Genomic DNA, 16,176 nt, shown 5'->3' on the forward strand with positions numbered 1-16,176 from the left:
TATAAGCGGCATCGCGCCTTTGACGCCTGATCTATGACAACCGATACTTGCGCTGGGCACCGGCTCGGAAGAAGGAAGTTCTATTGACCGCATTGCGCAACAGTCTGTCCAGGAAACTGCTCCGCATCGTTCTGCTGTCTGCGCTTGCCGTTGGCCTGGTACTGAGCTGCGCGCAGATCGTCTTCGATGCCTACAAGACCCGCCAGCTGATCGATGCCGAAGCCCAACGAATCCTGCGCATGACCCGCGACACGTCCACTCAGGCGATCTATAGCCTGGACCGGGAAATGGCCGCGCAGGTCATGGAAGGACTGTTCCGGCACGAGTCGATTCGCAAAGCCTCGATTGGCCACCCAGGGGAAGCGCCTTTGGCGGCCAAGTCCCGCCCGCTCATGCCACGTCCCTCGCGCTGGTTGACCGACCCGATACTAGGCCGCGATCAGGAGTTCTCGATCCCCCTGATTGGCCGCCCGCCTTATAACGAGTACTACGGCGATCTGCGCATCACACTCGATACCGCCCCCTATGGCGAAGCGTTTCTCAGCAGCTCGGCCGTGCTCTTCGTCGTCGGCATCCTGCGTGCGCTGGTACTGGGCTTACTGTTGTACCTGATCTATGAATGCCTACTCACACGACCGCTGACCAAGCTCATCGAGCACATGTCGCGCATCAATCCGGGCCGCCCTGGCGAGCACTCGCTGCCGATGCCCAAGGGACATGAGCGCAATGAACTGGGGCTTTGGGTCGAAACGGCCAATGGTCTGCTCGCCTCCATTCAGCACAACATGCAGTTGCGCCATGCCGCCGAAAGCAACCTGCAACGCATGACCCAATACGACACGCTCACCAACCTGCCCAACCGCCTGCAGTTGCAACAGCAGCTGGACAACATCCTGAGCGAAGCCGCCCGACTGCAACGTCGCGTGGCCGTGCTCTGCCTCGGGCTGGACGATTTCAAGGGCATGAACGAACGGTTCAGCTACCAGAACGGCGATCGCCTGCTGGTGGCGCTGGCCGATCGTCTACGCCGCCACAGTGGGCGTGTCGGAGCGCTCGCCCGGCTGGGCGGCGACCAGTTCGTACTGGTGCTGGTCGGTTTCGAACAACCCTACGAAGCCGCCTAGCTGGCGCAGAAGGTGCTCGACGATCTGGAGCGGCCCGTCACCCTCGACGATCAGCACATACGGTTGCGCGCCACCATCGGCATCACGCTGTACCCCGAAGACGGTAGCAGCACTGAAAAGCTGCTGCAGAAAGCTGAGCAGACCATGACTCTGGCCAAGAGCCGCTCACGCAATCGCTATCAGTTCTATGTCGCCAGCATCGACAGCGAAATGAGGACGCGCCGGGAGTTGCAGAATGACCTGGCCGAGGCGCTTGTCCGGGGCGAGTTTCACCTGGTCTATCAGCCGCAGATCGACTACCGCCTCAAACGCATCACCGGTGTCGAAGCCTTGCTTCGCTGGTCCCACCCGAGCGGCAAGCTGGTTCCGCCCGACATATTCATTCCTCTCGCCGAACAGAACGGCAGCATCATCGCCATCGGCGAGTGGGTGCTCGACCAGGCCTGCCGACAGCTGAGCGAATGGCATCAACAAGGTTTCAGTGATCTGCGCATGGCTGTCAACCTGTCCACGGTTCAACTGCACCACGCCGGGCTGCCGGCGATGATCAGCAACCTGCTCAGCAGTCACAGGCTGCCGCCCGAGACGCTGGAGCTCGAGGTGACGGAAACGGGCCTGATGGAAGACATCGCCGCCGCCACCCATAACCTGCACAGCCTGCGCCGCTCCGGCGCGTTGATCGCCATTGATGATTTCGGCACCGGCTATTCATCGCTGAGCTATCTGAAAAGCCTGCCGCTGGACAAGATCAAAATCGACAAGAGCTTCGTTCGCGATATGGCCGCTGTTGAAGGCGATACGACCATCGTTCGAGCCATCATCCAGCTGGGCAAGAGCCTGGGCATGCTGGTGATCGCCGAGGGTGTGGAGACCGCCGAGCAGGAACGCTACCTGATCGACGAGGGCTGCAACGAAGGTCAGGGTTACTACTACAGCAAACCCGTGGCGGCGCCTGAACTCACCGCTTTGCTCGAGCAATCGCTGGGGTTCGAGCACAGGCTCAACTCCGAGCACCTGTAAACACTGCTCGCCGCGCCGTGCACCAAGCGCGGCTCCCTTCTAATGCCAACCCAAGAGCATCATCGATGAAGCGTTTTGTATGGATCGACAGCGTCGAAATTCCGGATGGCGGCGGTGCCCTGTGTCTGTTCGCGTATGGCGACGACTTCGTTATCAAGATCCAGGGCGGCAACGGTAATCAGCTGATGAACACCCGCACGCACGGCTCGGAAGATGCGCTGGCGGAGATACCCTGCCGCAAGATCGCGCAGCGGCCGCAGCCACGGGTGCTGATTGGCGGCTTGGGCATGGGTTTCACCCTCGCTTCGGCGCTCAGACATCTCGGCGCGGATGCCGAGGTGCAGGTCGCTGAGCTGGTTCCCGGCGTGATCGACTGGAACCGTGGCCCGTTGGGCGCGAAGTCCGGCATGCCGATCAACGATCCACGAACCCGCGTGCTGCGTAGCGATGTCGCCGAGGTTCTGCAGAGCGAGCCGCAGGGCTATGACGCCATCATGCTCGATGTAGACAACGGCCCCGAGGGGCTGACCCACAAGCGCAACAGCTGGTTGTACTCCTCAACCGGGCTCGACGCTTGCGCCAGGGCACTGCGCCCCAAAGGTCTGCTTGCCGTGTGGTCGGCCAGTGCCGATCAGGCCTTCTCCCAACGACTTGCCAGGTCAGGTTTCCTCGCCGAAGAAGTCCAGGTGTTCGCGCACGGCAATCGCGGCACCCGGCATACCATCTGGATTGCCGAAAAGCGTGGATGAAGCGCGGAGCTCGGTGACTGATAGCCGTCAAAACAGCTGCATTTCTTTGCACACAATGCAAATCTTTCGCATTATGTTCCGCATCCGTTTGTCACAGCCCTGCCGTCGACCAAACTCATATCACCCTTGCAAGCAAAGGAACCCGCCATGCTACGCACTCCCGTCTGGGCTACCGCCAGCCTTCTGGCTGTCGCCATTTCACTCGCTGGTTGCGGCGAAGACACAGCACCGGCCGAACAGGTCGCTACCCCGCAAGCCGCCACAACCCAGAGCGAACCGGCACCGGCTGCCCAAGAGACCGTGAACAGCGAAGCCGCGCAGGCCGTGGTCAAGCACTACGCCGATATCGCACATGCTGTCTTCAGCGACGCGCACAGTGCCGCTCTGAAACTGCAGGATGCCGTCGACACTCTCCTGGCCAATCCGACCGAAGAAACCCTGCAAGCGGCCAAAGCGGCCTGGATCGCCGCCCGCGTTCCGTATATGCAGAGCGAAGTGTTCCGCTTCGGCAACCCGGTCGTCGACGATTGGGAAGGTCAGCTCAACGCCTGGCCGCTGGACGAAGGCATGATCGACTACGTCAAAGGTGACTATCAGCACGCCCTCGGCAACCCTGGCGCCACCGCCAACATCATCGCCAACAAAGAGCTGCAGATTGGCGAAGACAAGATCGACGTCAGCGAGATCACCGGCGAGAAGCTGGCCAGCCTGAACGAACTGGCCGGATCCGAAGCCAACGTCGCCACTGGCTACCATGCCATCGAGTTCCTGCTCTGGGGTCAGGACCTGAACGGCACCAACGCTGGCGCCGGCGAACGTCCGGTGAGTGACTTCATCGAAGGTGAAGGCTGCACTGGCGGCAATTGCGACCGCCGTCGCGCCTACCTGAAGGCTGCCACCGAGCTGCTGGTCAGTGACCTCGAAGAAATGGTCGGCGAGTGGAAGGCCGGCGTCGCTGACAACTACCGCGCCAGCCTGGAGAGCGAGTCTGCCGAAAACGGCCTGCGCAAGATGTTCTTCGGCATGGGCAGCCTGTCGCTGGGCGAGCTGGCCGGCGAACGCATGAAGGTCGCTCTGGAAGCCAACTCGCCAGAAGACGAGCACGACTGCTTCAGCGACAACACGCACAACTCCCACTACTACAACGCCAAAGGCATCCGTAACGTCTACCTCGGCGAGTATCAGCGCGTGGACGGCCGCACGCTCAGCGGCCCGAGCCTGGCATCGCTGGTCGAAGGCACCGATCCGCAACTCGACAGCACGCTGCAAACCGACCTGGAAACCACCGAAGCCAAGCTGCAAGTGCTGGTCACCAGCGCAGAAGACGGCGAAGCCTTCGATCAGTTGATCGGTCCGGATAACAGCGAAGGCCAGGAAAAGGTCCGCGCTGCGATCGCCGCGCTGGTCCAGCAGACCGGTTCGATCGAGAAGGCTGCTGCCGCCCTGGGCATCAGCGACCTGAACCCGGACACGGCCGACCACCGGTTCTGACCTGCGTTCGCGAAGACGAGAGAGGGCGACGCAATGCCGCTCTCTCTTTTACCGCTACAACGACCGCGTTCAGCACGGGTTCGACCCGCCAAGCACACGGTTAAATGCAAATTCCTCTTATTCAGGCTCCATTAGCCTGCTAAGATCGCCGCCCTGTTACGGCACTGGTATTACTCGATGCACCTGCTTTTTCGCTCCGCTACTGTCTTGCTCCTGGCCTTTGGCCTGGGCGGCTGCGGGGAGCAGACGCCGCACTTCACACAGGCCGAGCCAGGAGAGGCATTGTCCGCAGGCGACGCCACGGTGATGAAATTCGATCCGAATGCCTTTTCGATGCCATCGGCCAATCTGTCGCCGGTGCGCCGCTTGGATTTCAGCGTCGGCAACAGCTTTTTTCGCAATCCCTGGGTAATCGCCCCCTCTTCCACCACAGCTCGCGACGGGCTCGGCCCGCTGCTCAACACCAACGCCTGCCAGAACTGCCATATCAAGGATGGACGCGGCCGCCCCGCACAAACCGAGCGCGGCAACGCCGTGTCGATGCTGGTGCGGCTATCGATTCCTGCTGGCGCCGAGCACGCCGAAGTCGTCGCGCAACGGGGTATCGCACCAGAACCCACCTATGGCGGCCAGCTGCAGGACATGGCGATCCCCGGCGTGGCGCCCGAAGGCAAGGTCCGGCTCAGCTATGGCAGACGGATCGAGCGCTTCGCTGACGGTTTTGAAGTCGAGCTGCGAGTTCCACAGCTGGACATATCCGAGTTGGGCTACGGCCCGATGCAGCTGGACACTCGATTCTCCGTCCGGGTGGCGCCGGCCATGATCGGCCTCGGCCTGCTGGAAGCCATCCCCGAAGAGGCGCTGCTGGCCAATGCCGATCCCGACGATCGCGACGGCAACGGCATTTCCGGCCGGCCCAACCGTGTCTTCGACCAGATCACCCGCAAGACGGCGCTAGGCCGCTTTGGCTGGAAGGCCGGGCAACCGAATCTGAACCAGCAGAACGCCGACGCCTTCTTCAACGACATGGGCCTTGCCACCAGCATTTTTGCAGGCAGCAGTTGCACCGAAAGACAGCAGGACTGTCGTGCTATGCCCCACGGCGGCGACCTTGAAGTCAGCGACAACATTCTCGGACTGGTACTGTTCTACACCCGCAACCTTGGCGTACCGGTGCGGCGCAACGTCGACCATCGGCAAGTACTTGCAGGCAAGACCTTATTCCACCAAGCCGGATGCCAGCGCTGCCATGTACCGGCATTCACCACGGGCGAGGCCGCAGAACCGGAACAGGCCAACCAGAACATTCATCCCTACTCCGATCTGCTGCTGCATGACATGGGAGAAGGGCTTGCCGACCACCGCCCCGAATTCGAGGCCAGCGGCAGTGAGTGGCGCACGCCACCACTGTGGGGCATCGGCATGACCGAAACGGTGAGCGGCCATACCCAATTCCTGCATGATGGACGTGCCCGCAATCTGCTCGAAGCCATACTTTGGCACGGCGGCGAAGCGGAACAGGCCAGGCAGGCAGTGCTCGGCTTCGACAGCAACGAGCGCAGCGCCCTGCTGGCCTTTCTCGAATCACTCTAGCGTCGGACCAGCCAGCGCTGTCCGGCCTTGCCGAGGAACAATATGTACACCAATCGTTGTCTTTCAGCCGTCACCGCCACCGCACTGGGCCTGCTGCTCGGTGCCTGCGCGCCATCCGATCCACTCGCGGAAACCAGCAAGACGCTGGCCGATGACGTCCTGCTTCCGGCGTATAGCCAATGGGCCGAAACCAACCGCCGCATGGCCGCCAGCAGCATCGCCTTTTGCGCCGGCAACGAAGAGCTCGATGTTGCGCGTGACGCCTTCCTGCGGGCGCAGTTCGCCTGGGCAGGCCTGCAGCCGTTGTTGATCGGCCCGATGGGCGAAGGCAACCGAGCCTGGCAGGTGCAGTTCTGGCCGGACAGGAAAAACCTGGTGGAGCGTCAGGTCACTGCTCTGCTGAAGAACAAACCCGAGCTGACCCAGGCCGACCTGGAGAACGGCAGTGTCGTTCTGCAGGGCCTTTCGGCATATGAATACGTGCTCTACGACAAGGCAGTCGACCTCGCTGACAGCCAGGTCAAGGCGCGTTACTGCCAGCTGCTGGAAGCAATCGGAGAGCACCAGCAGAAGCTCGCCGCCAACATCCTGCAGGACTGGGAAGGCGAAGACGGCATGGCCGCACAGCTGAGTGAGTTCCCCAACCAACGCTACGCCGACTCGCAGGAGGCGATCGCCGATCTGCTGCGCGTGCAGGTTACCGCACTGGATGGCTTGAAGAAAAAGCTCGGCGCTCCGCTGGGCCGCCAGAGCAAGGGCTTCCCGCAGCCTTTCCAGGCCGAGGCCTGGCGCAGCGATGCCACGCTTGGCAGCATCGACGCAGCCCTCGCCGGTGCACAGAAACTCTGGCAAGGCAGTGACGATAACGGCCTCAAGCAGCTGATCCCCGCGGCACAAACCGAGCTGATCGAGCGCATTGATGTCGCCTACGCCATAACCCGCCAACAGCTGGCCGACATCATGCTGCCGTTCAGCGAACTGGTTGCAGACGAAGCCGGACGTGCACGGCTGAACGAGCTGTACCAGGAGATCGACGTCCTGTACCGCCTGCACCAGAACGAACTGGCGCGGGCGCTGGGCGTACAGATCGGCTTCAATGCCCACGACGGAGATTGATCATGAAACGCCGTGCCTTTCTCGGCCTGGGCAGTGCCCTGGTCGCAGCGACCGCCGTCGGCGGCTGGACGCTCACCCGAAACACCGACCACCCCTTGCTGCTTTCCGCGCGCGACGATGCGGATGGTCGTCACTACGCGGTGGGCTACCGGCTCGACGGAACGCGTGTATTCGCCACCCCGGTCAGCGAGCGATGCCATGATGTCTATGCCCATCCACAGCTGCCGCTAGCCGTGTTCGTCGGGCGCCGGCCGAGCCGTGAGAGCTATCTGATCGACAGCCGTGACGGCACGTTGTTACAAGTGCTGGCCTCGCCCCCCGATCGACATTTCTATGGCCACGGCGTATTTCACGCCAGCGGCGATTGGTTCTATACCACCGAGAACGATACGGCCGATGCCGGCCGCGGCGTGCTTGGCGTCTATCGCGTCGAAGCGCGCCGAATGGTCCGCGCCGAAGAACATTCGACCCACGGTATGGGCCCGCACCAGTTGCTCTGGATGCCGGATGGCGAGACGCTGGTAATCGCCAACGGTGGCATCCGCACCGAAGACGACAGCCGCGAAATGATGAACCTCGACGCCATGGAGCCGAGCCTTGTACTGCTGCATCGTGACGGCACGCTAATCAGCAAGGAGCAGTTGCCCGAGCAGATGAACAGCGTGCGCCATCTCGCCGTAGCAGCCGACGGTACGGTAGTGTCCGGCCAGCAATACGAAGGCGACCCCATGGACCGCGCACCGCTGCTGGCAATCAAACGTCCCGGCCAACCGTTCCAGGCATTCCCCTTGGGCGAGGCACAACGCCAGACCATGAATCAATACACCGCGAGCCTGGCCATACACGACAGCCTGCGTCTGCTGGCCGTAACCGCGCCGCGCGGCAACACGGTTTTCGTCTGGGAACTGGACAGCGCCGAACTGCGCGATGAAATTCACCTGGCAGACTGCGCCGGTGTCGCGGCGGTCGAGCAGGGCTTCGTAGTGAGTTCCGGCCAGGGGCGCTGCAGACTCGTCGATTGCACGGCCAAGCGCTTTGTCAGCACTCCGCTGCAGTTGCCGGCAGGGCTCTGGGACAACCATTTGCGACTGGTCTGAAAATTTTCTCAAGTATCGAATCGGTTCGTCGATAACCGCTGTCCGATCGGTCAATGGCCTGAGCGCTCGGTTCATACTTGCGACCAACGCAAGCGCTTTCCATTCGATGCGAGAACGCTCTGATGTTTCTGAAAAAATCCCTGCGCGCTCAGCTGTTGGCGCTTATCGTTGGCAGCCTGCTACTGATGCTGGTAATTGCCCACGCCAGCTTTTCCTTTTTGTCCGATGGCATCTCCGCTTACCAGAAACTGCTGAAAGGGCCCATCGAAGCGTCGCACCTGATCGATGAAACCAACCTGGAATTCAAGGTACAGGTGCAGGAGTGGAAGAACGTCCTGTTGCGTGGCAAGAACCCCGACAACCTTGCCAAATATTGGGGAAGCTTCGAGACCCAGGAGAACAAAGTGCAGGATCTGCTCGCCACGCTGGGGCAGCAGCTAAGCAAGCGGGACGCCGCCGTAGCCAACCAGGTCCAGGGGTTACGCGAAGAACATCGCAGTCTCGGCGTCGCCTATCGCGCCGGTCGTGATGCGTACATTGCTGCTGGCTATGACCCGTTCGCGGGGGACGCTGCGGTCAAGGGCATCGATCGCGCCACCAGCGATCAGCTCAGCGCGCTGGTCGCCGAGCTGCGTGAGTCAGCGCTGCGTAGCTCCGATGAGATCAGCTCCGCCGCCGACAGCGCCATCGCCACTGGCGCGCTGATCATGCTTGCTGCCGGCGCGCTGATTGCGCTGATCAGCCTGTGGCTGGTCAACCGCAACCTGGTCGACCCGATCCGCCAGCTGATCGACCACATCACCAAGCTCAGTCGGGGTAATTTCAGCGAGCGCGTCGATACATCCCGTGCCGACGAGCTAGGGCGTCTCGCAGTGGCCGCAAATATCCTGCGCGACTTCCTTGCGGACACTTTTACCCGCCTGCAACGCAGCACCTCGGACCTGGACAACGCCAGCGGCGAGCTGAACGACATTGCCATGCTGACGGGCCAGCGTGCCCGTGAACAGTTCTCCCGCACCGATCAAGTCGCGACGGCCATGCATGAGATGTCTGCCACGTCTCAGGAAGTGGCCCGCCACGCCGTCGACGCCGCGCGCGCCGCAGATGCAGCCGATCAGTCGGCTCAGCAAGGCGAGAGCATGATGCGCTCGACGATCCACACGATCACTCAGATGCGCGGTGAGATCAGCGACACTGCTAAAGTCATTCGTCGCCTGGAGGCGGACAGCGGGCGCATCGGCAAGGTTCTGGAGGTCATTCGCGGCATTGCCGACCAGACCAACCTACTGGCGCTGAACGCGGCCATCGAAGCCGCTCGCGCAGGCGCTGCTGGCCGCGGCTTTGCGGTCGTTGCCGATGAAGTGCGCACGCTGGCCAGGCGCACGGCGGATTCGACTGCCGAGATCCATCAAATCATCGCTACCGTGCAGACCGGGGCGGTGGATGCGGTGCGTGCCATCGAGGGCGGTCAGTCTCGCAGCGACGAAGGCGTGGAGCAGGTGACGGAAGCGGGCAGCATGCTGCAGCGCATCACCCAGCAGATCGAAGCGATCCGCGACATGAATCGGCAGATCGTCACGGCGACCGAGGAGCAGACTTCCGTTGCGGAAGATATCTCGCGCAACCTGACCGAGATCACCGCCATCGCCACGAGCAACCAGGAAAATGTCGAACGCACCGAGAAAGCCAGCCAAAACCTGCATGAGTTGTCGGCCCAGCTCAGCGAAGTGACGCACCGCCTCGCAGGCTGACATAGGTATTCCGCCGCAACGGTTCCTGCGGCGGTGGGGCCATCGAAAGGCAGGCCCCTGCTGCGCATTGCCCCGCCGGGCTTTCAAGACAAGGCAAAAAGGACCGGGGAAGCGGACCGGGCTCGCGATCGAGTCCAGTGTTCTAAATCCGCATTTTGACCGGGCTGGCGATCCAGGCCCTTCTAACGCAGGATTGCCAATGCAGGTAGTTTTTCAACAGCCTGCTAGCCTCGGCCCACCAGGCTTTGTGACAAGCCGTACATGAACAGCAACAGATCCTGATCGGGGCGCGCATCCAAAACTGAGGCGCGGGCCATGCGCGGAATCGGGCAGTAATCGCTGACGTCGCTACGGGCCACAACCCGGGCATCCGGTTCGCTCCAGGCGGCGGCACACAGGGAAGCGACACCCAGTCCGCCGGCCAGAAATAATCCTCGGGCAATTTCAAGGTTCATTGCGCAAACCCTTGTTATGTGGTGTTTCGAGAAATTCACCATAGTCGACAAACTCGCAAGATGCTCAACAACGTGACCAATGGTCGTTTTTTTGAGCAGCGCTCACCAAAAACAGCGAATCGTCTCCAGTGAAGCCATTCGGCCGGGCCTCGCATTCTCTCCCGCTCGGCAGCCGCTCTGAACAACGGCTATAAAAAAGCCCCGCACAAGGCGGGGCTCTTTACACAGCTAGAGGCCGGCTGGCTTACATCATGCCGCCCATGCCGCCCATACCACCCATACCGCCCATGTCCGGCATGCCGCCGCCGGCTGCCTTGTCATCAGCCACTTCAGCAATCATCGCTTCGGTAGTGATCATCAGGCTGGCAATGGAGGCCGCGGCCTGCAGAGCCGAACGGGTTACCTTGGCCGGATCGAGAATACCCATCTCGATCATGTCGCCGTACTCGCCGGTCGCAGCGTTGTAACCGTAGTTACCGCTGCCCTGCTTGACCTTTTCGACCACAACGCTCGGCTCGTCACCGGAGTTGGCGACGATCTGACGCAGCGGCGCTTCAACCGCACGACGCAGCAGGGTGATACCCACGTTCTGATCGGCGTTTTCGCCTTTCAGCTCGGAGATCGCCTGCAGCGCACGTACCAGGGCAACGCCGCCACCAGGCACCACGCCTTCTTCAACGGCAGCACGGGTAGCGTGCAGCGCGTCTTCAACGCGGGCCTTCTTCTCTTTCATCTCGACTTCGGAACCGGCACCGACCTTGATCACCGCAACACCGCCAGCCAGCTTGGCCAGACGCTCTTGCAGCTTCTCTTTGTCGTAGTCGGACGTGGTGTCTTCAACCTGCTTGCGAATCTGCGCAACGCGGGCTTCGATGTCGACCTGCTGACCGGCACCGTCGATGATGGTGGTGTTTTCCTTGTTCAGCACGATGCGCTTGGCGTTACCCAGGTGTTCCAGGGTAGCGGTTTCCAGGCTCAGGCCAACTTCTTCGGAGATCACGGTGCCGCCAGTCAGGATGGCGATATCCTGCAGCATGGCCTTGCGACGATCGCCGAAGCCAGGCGCCTTGACAGCAGCAACCTTGACGATGCCGCGCATGTTGTTGACGACCAGAGTCGCCAGCGCTTCGCCTTCGACGTCTTCAGCCACGATCAGCAGCGGACGACCGGCTTTGGCAACAGCTTCCAGCACCGGCAGCATTTCGCGGATGTTGGAGATCTTCTTGTCGACCAGCAGGATCAGCGGGGTATCCAGCTCGGCGACCATGGTGTCCGGCTTGTTGATGAAGTAAGGGGACAGGTAGCCGCGGTCGAACTGCATGCCTTCAACGACGGACAGTTCGTTTTCCAGGCCCGAGCCTTCTTCAACAGTGATGACGCCTTCCTTGCCGACCTTTTCCATGGCTTCGGCAATGATCGCACCGATGGAACTGTCGGAGTTGGCGGAAATGGTGCCGACCTGAGCGATGGCCTTGAAGTCAGCGCATGGCTTGGACTGACTCTTCAGCTCAGCAACGATGGCGATGGTCGCCTTGTCGATGCCGCGCTTGAGGTCCATCGGGTTCATGCCGGCCGCAACGGCCTTCAGGCCTTCGTTGACAATCGACTGAGCCAGCACGGTAGCAGTGGTGGTGCCGTCGCCAGCGTCATCGTTGGCACGGGAGGCAACGTCCTTGACCAGCTGCGCGCCCATGTTCTCGAAACGATCCTTCAGCTCGATTTCCTTGGCAACGGAAACACCATCCTTGGTGATGGTCGGAGCGCCGAAGCTCTTCTCGATGACGACGTTACGGCCTTTCGGGCCGAGGGTCGCTTTTACCGCGTCAGCCAGGACGTTGACGCCAACCAGCATCTTCTTGCGAGCGGAGTCGCCGAACTTAACTTCTTTAGCAGCCATGTTTATTCTTCCTCAAATTCTGTTGATGAAACGCAGTTCGCTATCAGCGAGCGCTGATCAGGCTTCGACGACGGCGAGAATCTCGTTCTCGCTCATCACCAGCAGGTCTTCACCGTCAACCTTGACGGTGTTGCTGCCGGAGTAAGGGCCGAATACGACCTGATCGCCAACCTTGACGGCCAGCTGACGGACTTCGCCGTTGTCCAGAACGCGGCCAGTGCCTACAGCGACGATTTCGCCACGGTTTGGCTTCTCGGCAGCGGAGCCCGGCAGCACGATGCCGCCTGCGGTCTTGGTTTCTTCTTCGCTGCGACGAATCACGACGCGGTCATGCAGAGGACGAAGCTTCATTGTCGATCTCTCCTAGTACAGTGGTTTCCATGCCGATGCAGTTCATCGGCGGGTTGGGCAAATCCGGCGGTGCCGGTTGCGGCCCGCTACGCGAGCCGCAGAAGACGGACTGTCAAAACGCGACAGCGACCTTGCGGTGACCGCTAGATGCGGGCGCGGGAAAATGATTTCAAGGGGCGAGGCGAGGATTTTTTGCATTTGCACCGATAAAAAAGGCATGCCGTGACATGCCTTCGCGAGCAGAACACGCGGTTATTTGTCGCGACGCTCCCATTCCCCCTCGATCACGTTGGGCCGCTGCGGCCCGGCGTGACGCTCCTGCTGCTGGCGCAGGTCATCGGCAAAGGCGCGACGGCGCTGGGCCTGCGCCTCGACACGGCGACCGATGAAGCTCAAGAACAGCTTGCGCGACGGCGGAAACAGCACCAGCAGCGCGACGATGTCGCTGAGAAAGCCCGGCAGGAACAGCAAGCCACCCGCAACGGCCATCATCAGCCCTTGAAGCATTTCCCGCTCCGGCAGCTCGCCACGCGCCAACCGCTCGCGTGCACGCCAGGCGGTGGCAAAACCTGCCAGGCGCAACAACAGGATGCCGGCCATACCGCTGATGATCAGCAGCAGTATGGTTGGCAGCACACCGATCGAGCTGCCGACCTTGATCAGCAGTGCCAGTTCGGCCAGCGGAAACAGGAGAAACAGCAGTAAGAAAATACGCATCGATAATCCTTGGCGGAAGAACGGCTTCCGATCTCGTGTAGATGACGGCAGGTTGAACCGAATTCAACCCGTCCGAAAATCAGGCTGTAACCGGATTATTCACCCCTGCGCTTACCCCAGACTGCACTAATCCCGCGCCATCGCGACTAGCGCCTGTCGCACCGCGCCAGGGCTGGTACAGACGCCGGAAAACGCCAGCCAGTGGACGGCCTGACCGATGCGCAGGTGAAAACCTTCGCTGTCGATCCCGACCATGTGGGCTTCGGGCGCCGTCGGCAGCCCTGCTCGCTCGACATAATGGGCGATCGCCGCGGCGTGGTCATTGTTCATATGCTCGAGCATTTCGCCCTCGCTGCCGCCTGCCCCGGCGAACGGATTGGCCAACGCCACCTTGTCCAGCCAGTGGATTGCGCCGAAGCCTCCGATGTAGCGCCAGCGCACTGGCTGCAGCATCCAGAAATCGAAGTCATGCACCCGATGGTAGTCGCGTGACTCCGGGAAATAGCGGTAATAGCGCTGCGCCGCGGCATCGACTGCCGCGGCCTCGGTGAGCAACCGGGCCTCGGCCAGTACGGTCAGACGCCCTGTGGCCTGCACATCCTCGGCACCACGCTCGGCTACCAGTAACGAGCAACGCGGGTCGGCCTGAAGGTTTTTCGTGTGCTGGGCAATTCGGCTGATCAGGATCAGCGGCCAGCCCTCCTCGCTCAGGCAGTACGGCACCGCGGAGCCAAAGGGGAAGCCTGGCAGGGTCGCGGAGTGCGTTGAGAGCACAGCGCGGTATTCCTTGAGCAGGAGTTGTCGGGCATGCTTGACGGCTTCAGCGCTCACTGGGGCTCCTCGAGGGCTTGTTCGGTTCGGCGAGGCATCAGCATAACGGTTTCATCAGCGGACGTCGTTTATCAACGTCCGCGTATATAGAAAGGAGATGGGCATGCAGCTAAAAGACAAGGTCATCATCATCACTGGCGGTGGTCAGGGGCTGGGGCGAGCGATGGGCGAATACCTCGCCGGCAAGGGCGCACGGTTGGCACTGGTCGACCTCAATCAGGAACGCCTGGACGAGGCCGTGACAGCCTGCAAAAGCGCCGGCGGCGATGCGCGGGCCTATCTGTGCAATGTCGCCAATGAAGAGCAAGTCAGCCACATGGTGAGCCAGGTCAGCGATGATTTCGGTGGCCTGGATGGACTAGTCAACAACGCGGGCATTCTGCGTGACGGTCTGACCATCAAGGTCAAGGATGGCGAGCTGTCGAAGATGAGCCTGGCGCAATGGCAGGCGGTGATCGACGTCAACCTGACCGGTGTTTTCCTTTGCACCCGTGAAGTGGCGGCGAAGATGATCGAGCTCAAGCGCCAGGGTGCAATCGTCAACATCTCTTCGATTTCCCGTGCGGGCAACATGGGCCAGGCGAACTACTCGGCCGCCAAGGCAGGGGTGGCAGCAGACACAGTCGTCTGGGCCAAGGAACTGGCGCGTTACGGCATTCGCGTCGCCGGTGTCGCACCCGGTTTCATCGAGACCGAGATGGTCGCCAGCATGAAACCCGAAGCGCTCGAGAAGATGACCTCGGGCATCCCGCTCAAGCGCCTGGGCAAACCCATGGAGATCGCCCATTCGGTGGCCTACCTGTTCGAGAACGACTATTTCACCGGACGGATTCTCGAACTGGACGGCGGTTTGAGGTTGTAGAAAAAGCTGGAGGCTGGAGGCTGGAGGCAGCGTGCGGCATCGCGGCCGTACGCTGGGCAGGCTTGTCGTCAGGCCTCCAGCATCCAGCGCTTCTCCCGTCTCTACCGTTCTTACCAACCCACGCCAAAGCCAATGCTGTAGCGCGTTTCATCCAGGTCGCTTTCCGCGCCGCTGACGATGTCCTTCTCAGCTTTCATGTTCAGCGAGGCCCAGTCGGTGACCTTGTAGCGCAACCCCACCTCTGCATCGAATTCGTAATCGGCAACGTTCCCCAGCGGTTTGCCGACTTCGCCATTGCTGAACAGCTCGAAGGTCTTGCCCACCAGGTAACGGTTGTATTTCCACTTCATCGCCAGCAAGTAAAAGTTTTCGGTGTTGCCATCGGCGAATTCATAGTCGCTGCGGTTGATCAGCGAGGCGAGCGAGAAGGCGCCCAGTTCGTTGTCCCAGAATTGATAACCCGGACCGGTACCCAGCGTGCGCTGACGACGGACGTCTTCGATCTTGTCGCGCTTGTATTCAAAGCGCCCCTGCCAGAACCAATGCTCATCGATGAACCGATCGAGCGCGTACTCGGCATCCCAGTTATCCGTCGCGGTGACGCCGTCGCGGTATTCACGGTTGTAGTTGGCCTTGCCATTGTGCCGCCAGAGGCCATGACGCGCCGAGGTATCGAAGGATATGTCATAGTCGTCCGTATCGGTTTCGGCGCGCTTGTAATCCAGCGCAACATCCACGTTGCCCTTCCAAGTCAGATCCTGGATCAGCGGCTTCGGGTGGATGATCTGCCTGATGCTGGCGAGCGGGACCGTACGCGGTACGCCACCGTTACTCAGCGTGACCATGCCATCATCGGCCGCTTGTAGTGATTTCGCGACATCACCAGACGCATCATCGTCTTGCTTGACCAGCAATTGCTGGTTGCTTTCCAGTGTCGCGACCTGGCTCCATTTCACCGGAATGGAGCCGCCGTACTCGGTTTCGATGAGCAGCTTGCCGCCATCGAGCACGCTGATCTTGCCGGTCAGGCGATCACCATTTTTCAACCAGACGGTATCGGCGAGCGACGGCAGGACGAATAAAGAAAGGGACACACAAAGCAGGGGTCTGGAAAACATAGGG

13 protein-coding genes and 1 pseudogene are annotated in these 16,176 nt (G+C 61.3%); 8 read left to right on the forward strand and 6 right to left on the reverse strand.

Translation table 11 applies throughout. The features are described from left to right. Positions 1–83: 83 nt before the first annotated feature. The 7 genes and pseudogenes from NA637_RS05625 to NA637_RS05655 all read left to right on the forward strand — a co-directional run bounded on the left by NA637_RS05625 (position 84) and on the right by NA637_RS05655 (position 9,941). Positions 84–2,144 (forward strand): annotated as a pseudogene (locus NA637_RS05625) (putative bifunctional diguanylate cyclase/phosphodiesterase). Positions 2,145–2,209: 65 nt separating this feature from the next. Continuing rightward, a complete protein-coding gene (locus NA637_RS05630) occupies positions 2,210–2,893 on the forward strand; it encodes a spermidine synthase (protein ID WP_256071347.1) in 684 nt (227 codons plus the stop codon). A gap of 147 nt (positions 2,894–3,040) precedes the next feature. Beyond that, a complete protein-coding gene (locus NA637_RS05635) occupies positions 3,041–4,384 on the forward strand; it encodes an imelysin family protein (RefSeq protein WP_256071348.1) in 1,344 nt (447 codons plus the stop codon). A 177-nt stretch (positions 4,385–4,561) separates the two neighbouring features. After that, positions 4,562–5,977: a di-heme oxidoredictase family protein gene (locus tag NA637_RS05640; protein ID WP_256071349.1), complete on the forward strand. Its 1,416-nt coding sequence runs from the start codon at positions 4,562–4,564 to the stop codon at positions 5,975–5,977. A gap of 42 nt (positions 5,978–6,019) precedes the next feature. Then, positions 6,020–7,093, forward strand: coding sequence for an imelysin family protein (locus NA637_RS05645; protein WP_256071350.1), 1,074 nt, complete (start codon positions 6,020–6,022; stop codon positions 7,091–7,093). A gap of 2 nt (positions 7,094–7,095) precedes the next feature. Continuing rightward, positions 7,096–8,190 carry a DUF1513 domain-containing protein gene (locus tag NA637_RS05650; protein ID WP_256071351.1) on the forward strand — a complete coding sequence of 365 codons (1,095 nt, stop codon included), beginning with the start codon at positions 7,096–7,098 and terminating at the stop codon, positions 8,188–8,190. A gap of 122 nt (positions 8,191–8,312) precedes the next feature. Beyond that, positions 8,313–9,941 carry a methyl-accepting chemotaxis protein gene (locus tag NA637_RS05655; RefSeq protein WP_256071352.1) on the forward strand — a complete coding sequence of 543 codons (1,629 nt, stop codon included), beginning with the start codon at positions 8,313–8,315 and terminating at the stop codon, positions 9,939–9,941. A 224-nt stretch (positions 9,942–10,165) separates the two neighbouring features. Here the strand turns inward: NA637_RS05655 and NA637_RS05660 are convergent, their stop codons facing one another. From NA637_RS05660 to NA637_RS05680, 5 genes are all read right to left on the reverse strand, one after another. Further along, positions 10,166–10,396 carry a hypothetical protein gene (locus tag NA637_RS05660; RefSeq protein WP_256071353.1) on the reverse strand — a complete coding sequence of 77 codons (231 nt, stop codon included), beginning with the start codon at positions 10,394–10,396 and terminating at the stop codon, positions 10,166–10,168. A 244-nt stretch (positions 10,397–10,640) separates the two neighbouring features. Beyond that, positions 10,641–12,293: a chaperonin GroEL gene (gene groL / locus NA637_RS05665; RefSeq protein ID WP_256071354.1), complete on the reverse strand. Its 1,653-nt coding sequence runs from the start codon at positions 12,291–12,293 to the stop codon at positions 10,641–10,643. Between the two features lie 57 nt (positions 12,294–12,350). Then, entirely contained in the window at positions 12,351–12,644 is a 294-nt protein-coding gene (locus NA637_RS05670; RefSeq protein ID WP_019340746.1) for a co-chaperone GroES, read from the reverse strand. Between the two features lie 252 nt (positions 12,645–12,896). Beyond that, complete coding sequence (locus NA637_RS05675) at positions 12,897–13,361, reverse strand: FxsA family protein (protein WP_256071355.1); 465 nt, start codon at positions 13,359–13,361, stop codon at positions 12,897–12,899. 126 nt (positions 13,362–13,487) lie between these two features. Further along, entirely contained in the window at positions 13,488–14,192 is a 705-nt protein-coding gene (locus NA637_RS05680; protein WP_256071356.1) for a HugZ family protein, read from the reverse strand. Positions 14,193–14,295: 103 nt separating this feature from the next. Here NA637_RS05680 and NA637_RS05685 point away from each other — a divergent pair, with 103 nt between their 5' ends. After that, complete coding sequence (locus NA637_RS05685; protein ID WP_256071357.1) at positions 14,296–15,054, forward strand: SDR family oxidoreductase; 759 nt, start codon at positions 14,296–14,298, stop codon at positions 15,052–15,054. Positions 15,055–15,164: 110 nt separating this feature from the next. On the opposite strand, the gene NA637_RS05690 is transcribed toward NA637_RS05685, so the two are convergent. After that, the gene (locus NA637_RS05690; protein WP_256071362.1) at positions 15,165–16,172 is read right to left on the reverse strand and encodes a DUF481 domain-containing protein; all 1,008 of its coding nucleotides are present in this window, start codon (positions 16,170–16,172) and stop codon (positions 15,165–15,167) included. Positions 16,173–16,176: the final 4 nt, after the last annotated feature.

Source organism: Stutzerimonas stutzeri, assembly GCF_024448935.1.
GTDB lineage: Bacteria > Pseudomonadota > Gammaproteobacteria > Pseudomonadales > Pseudomonadaceae > Stutzerimonas > Stutzerimonas stutzeri_AO.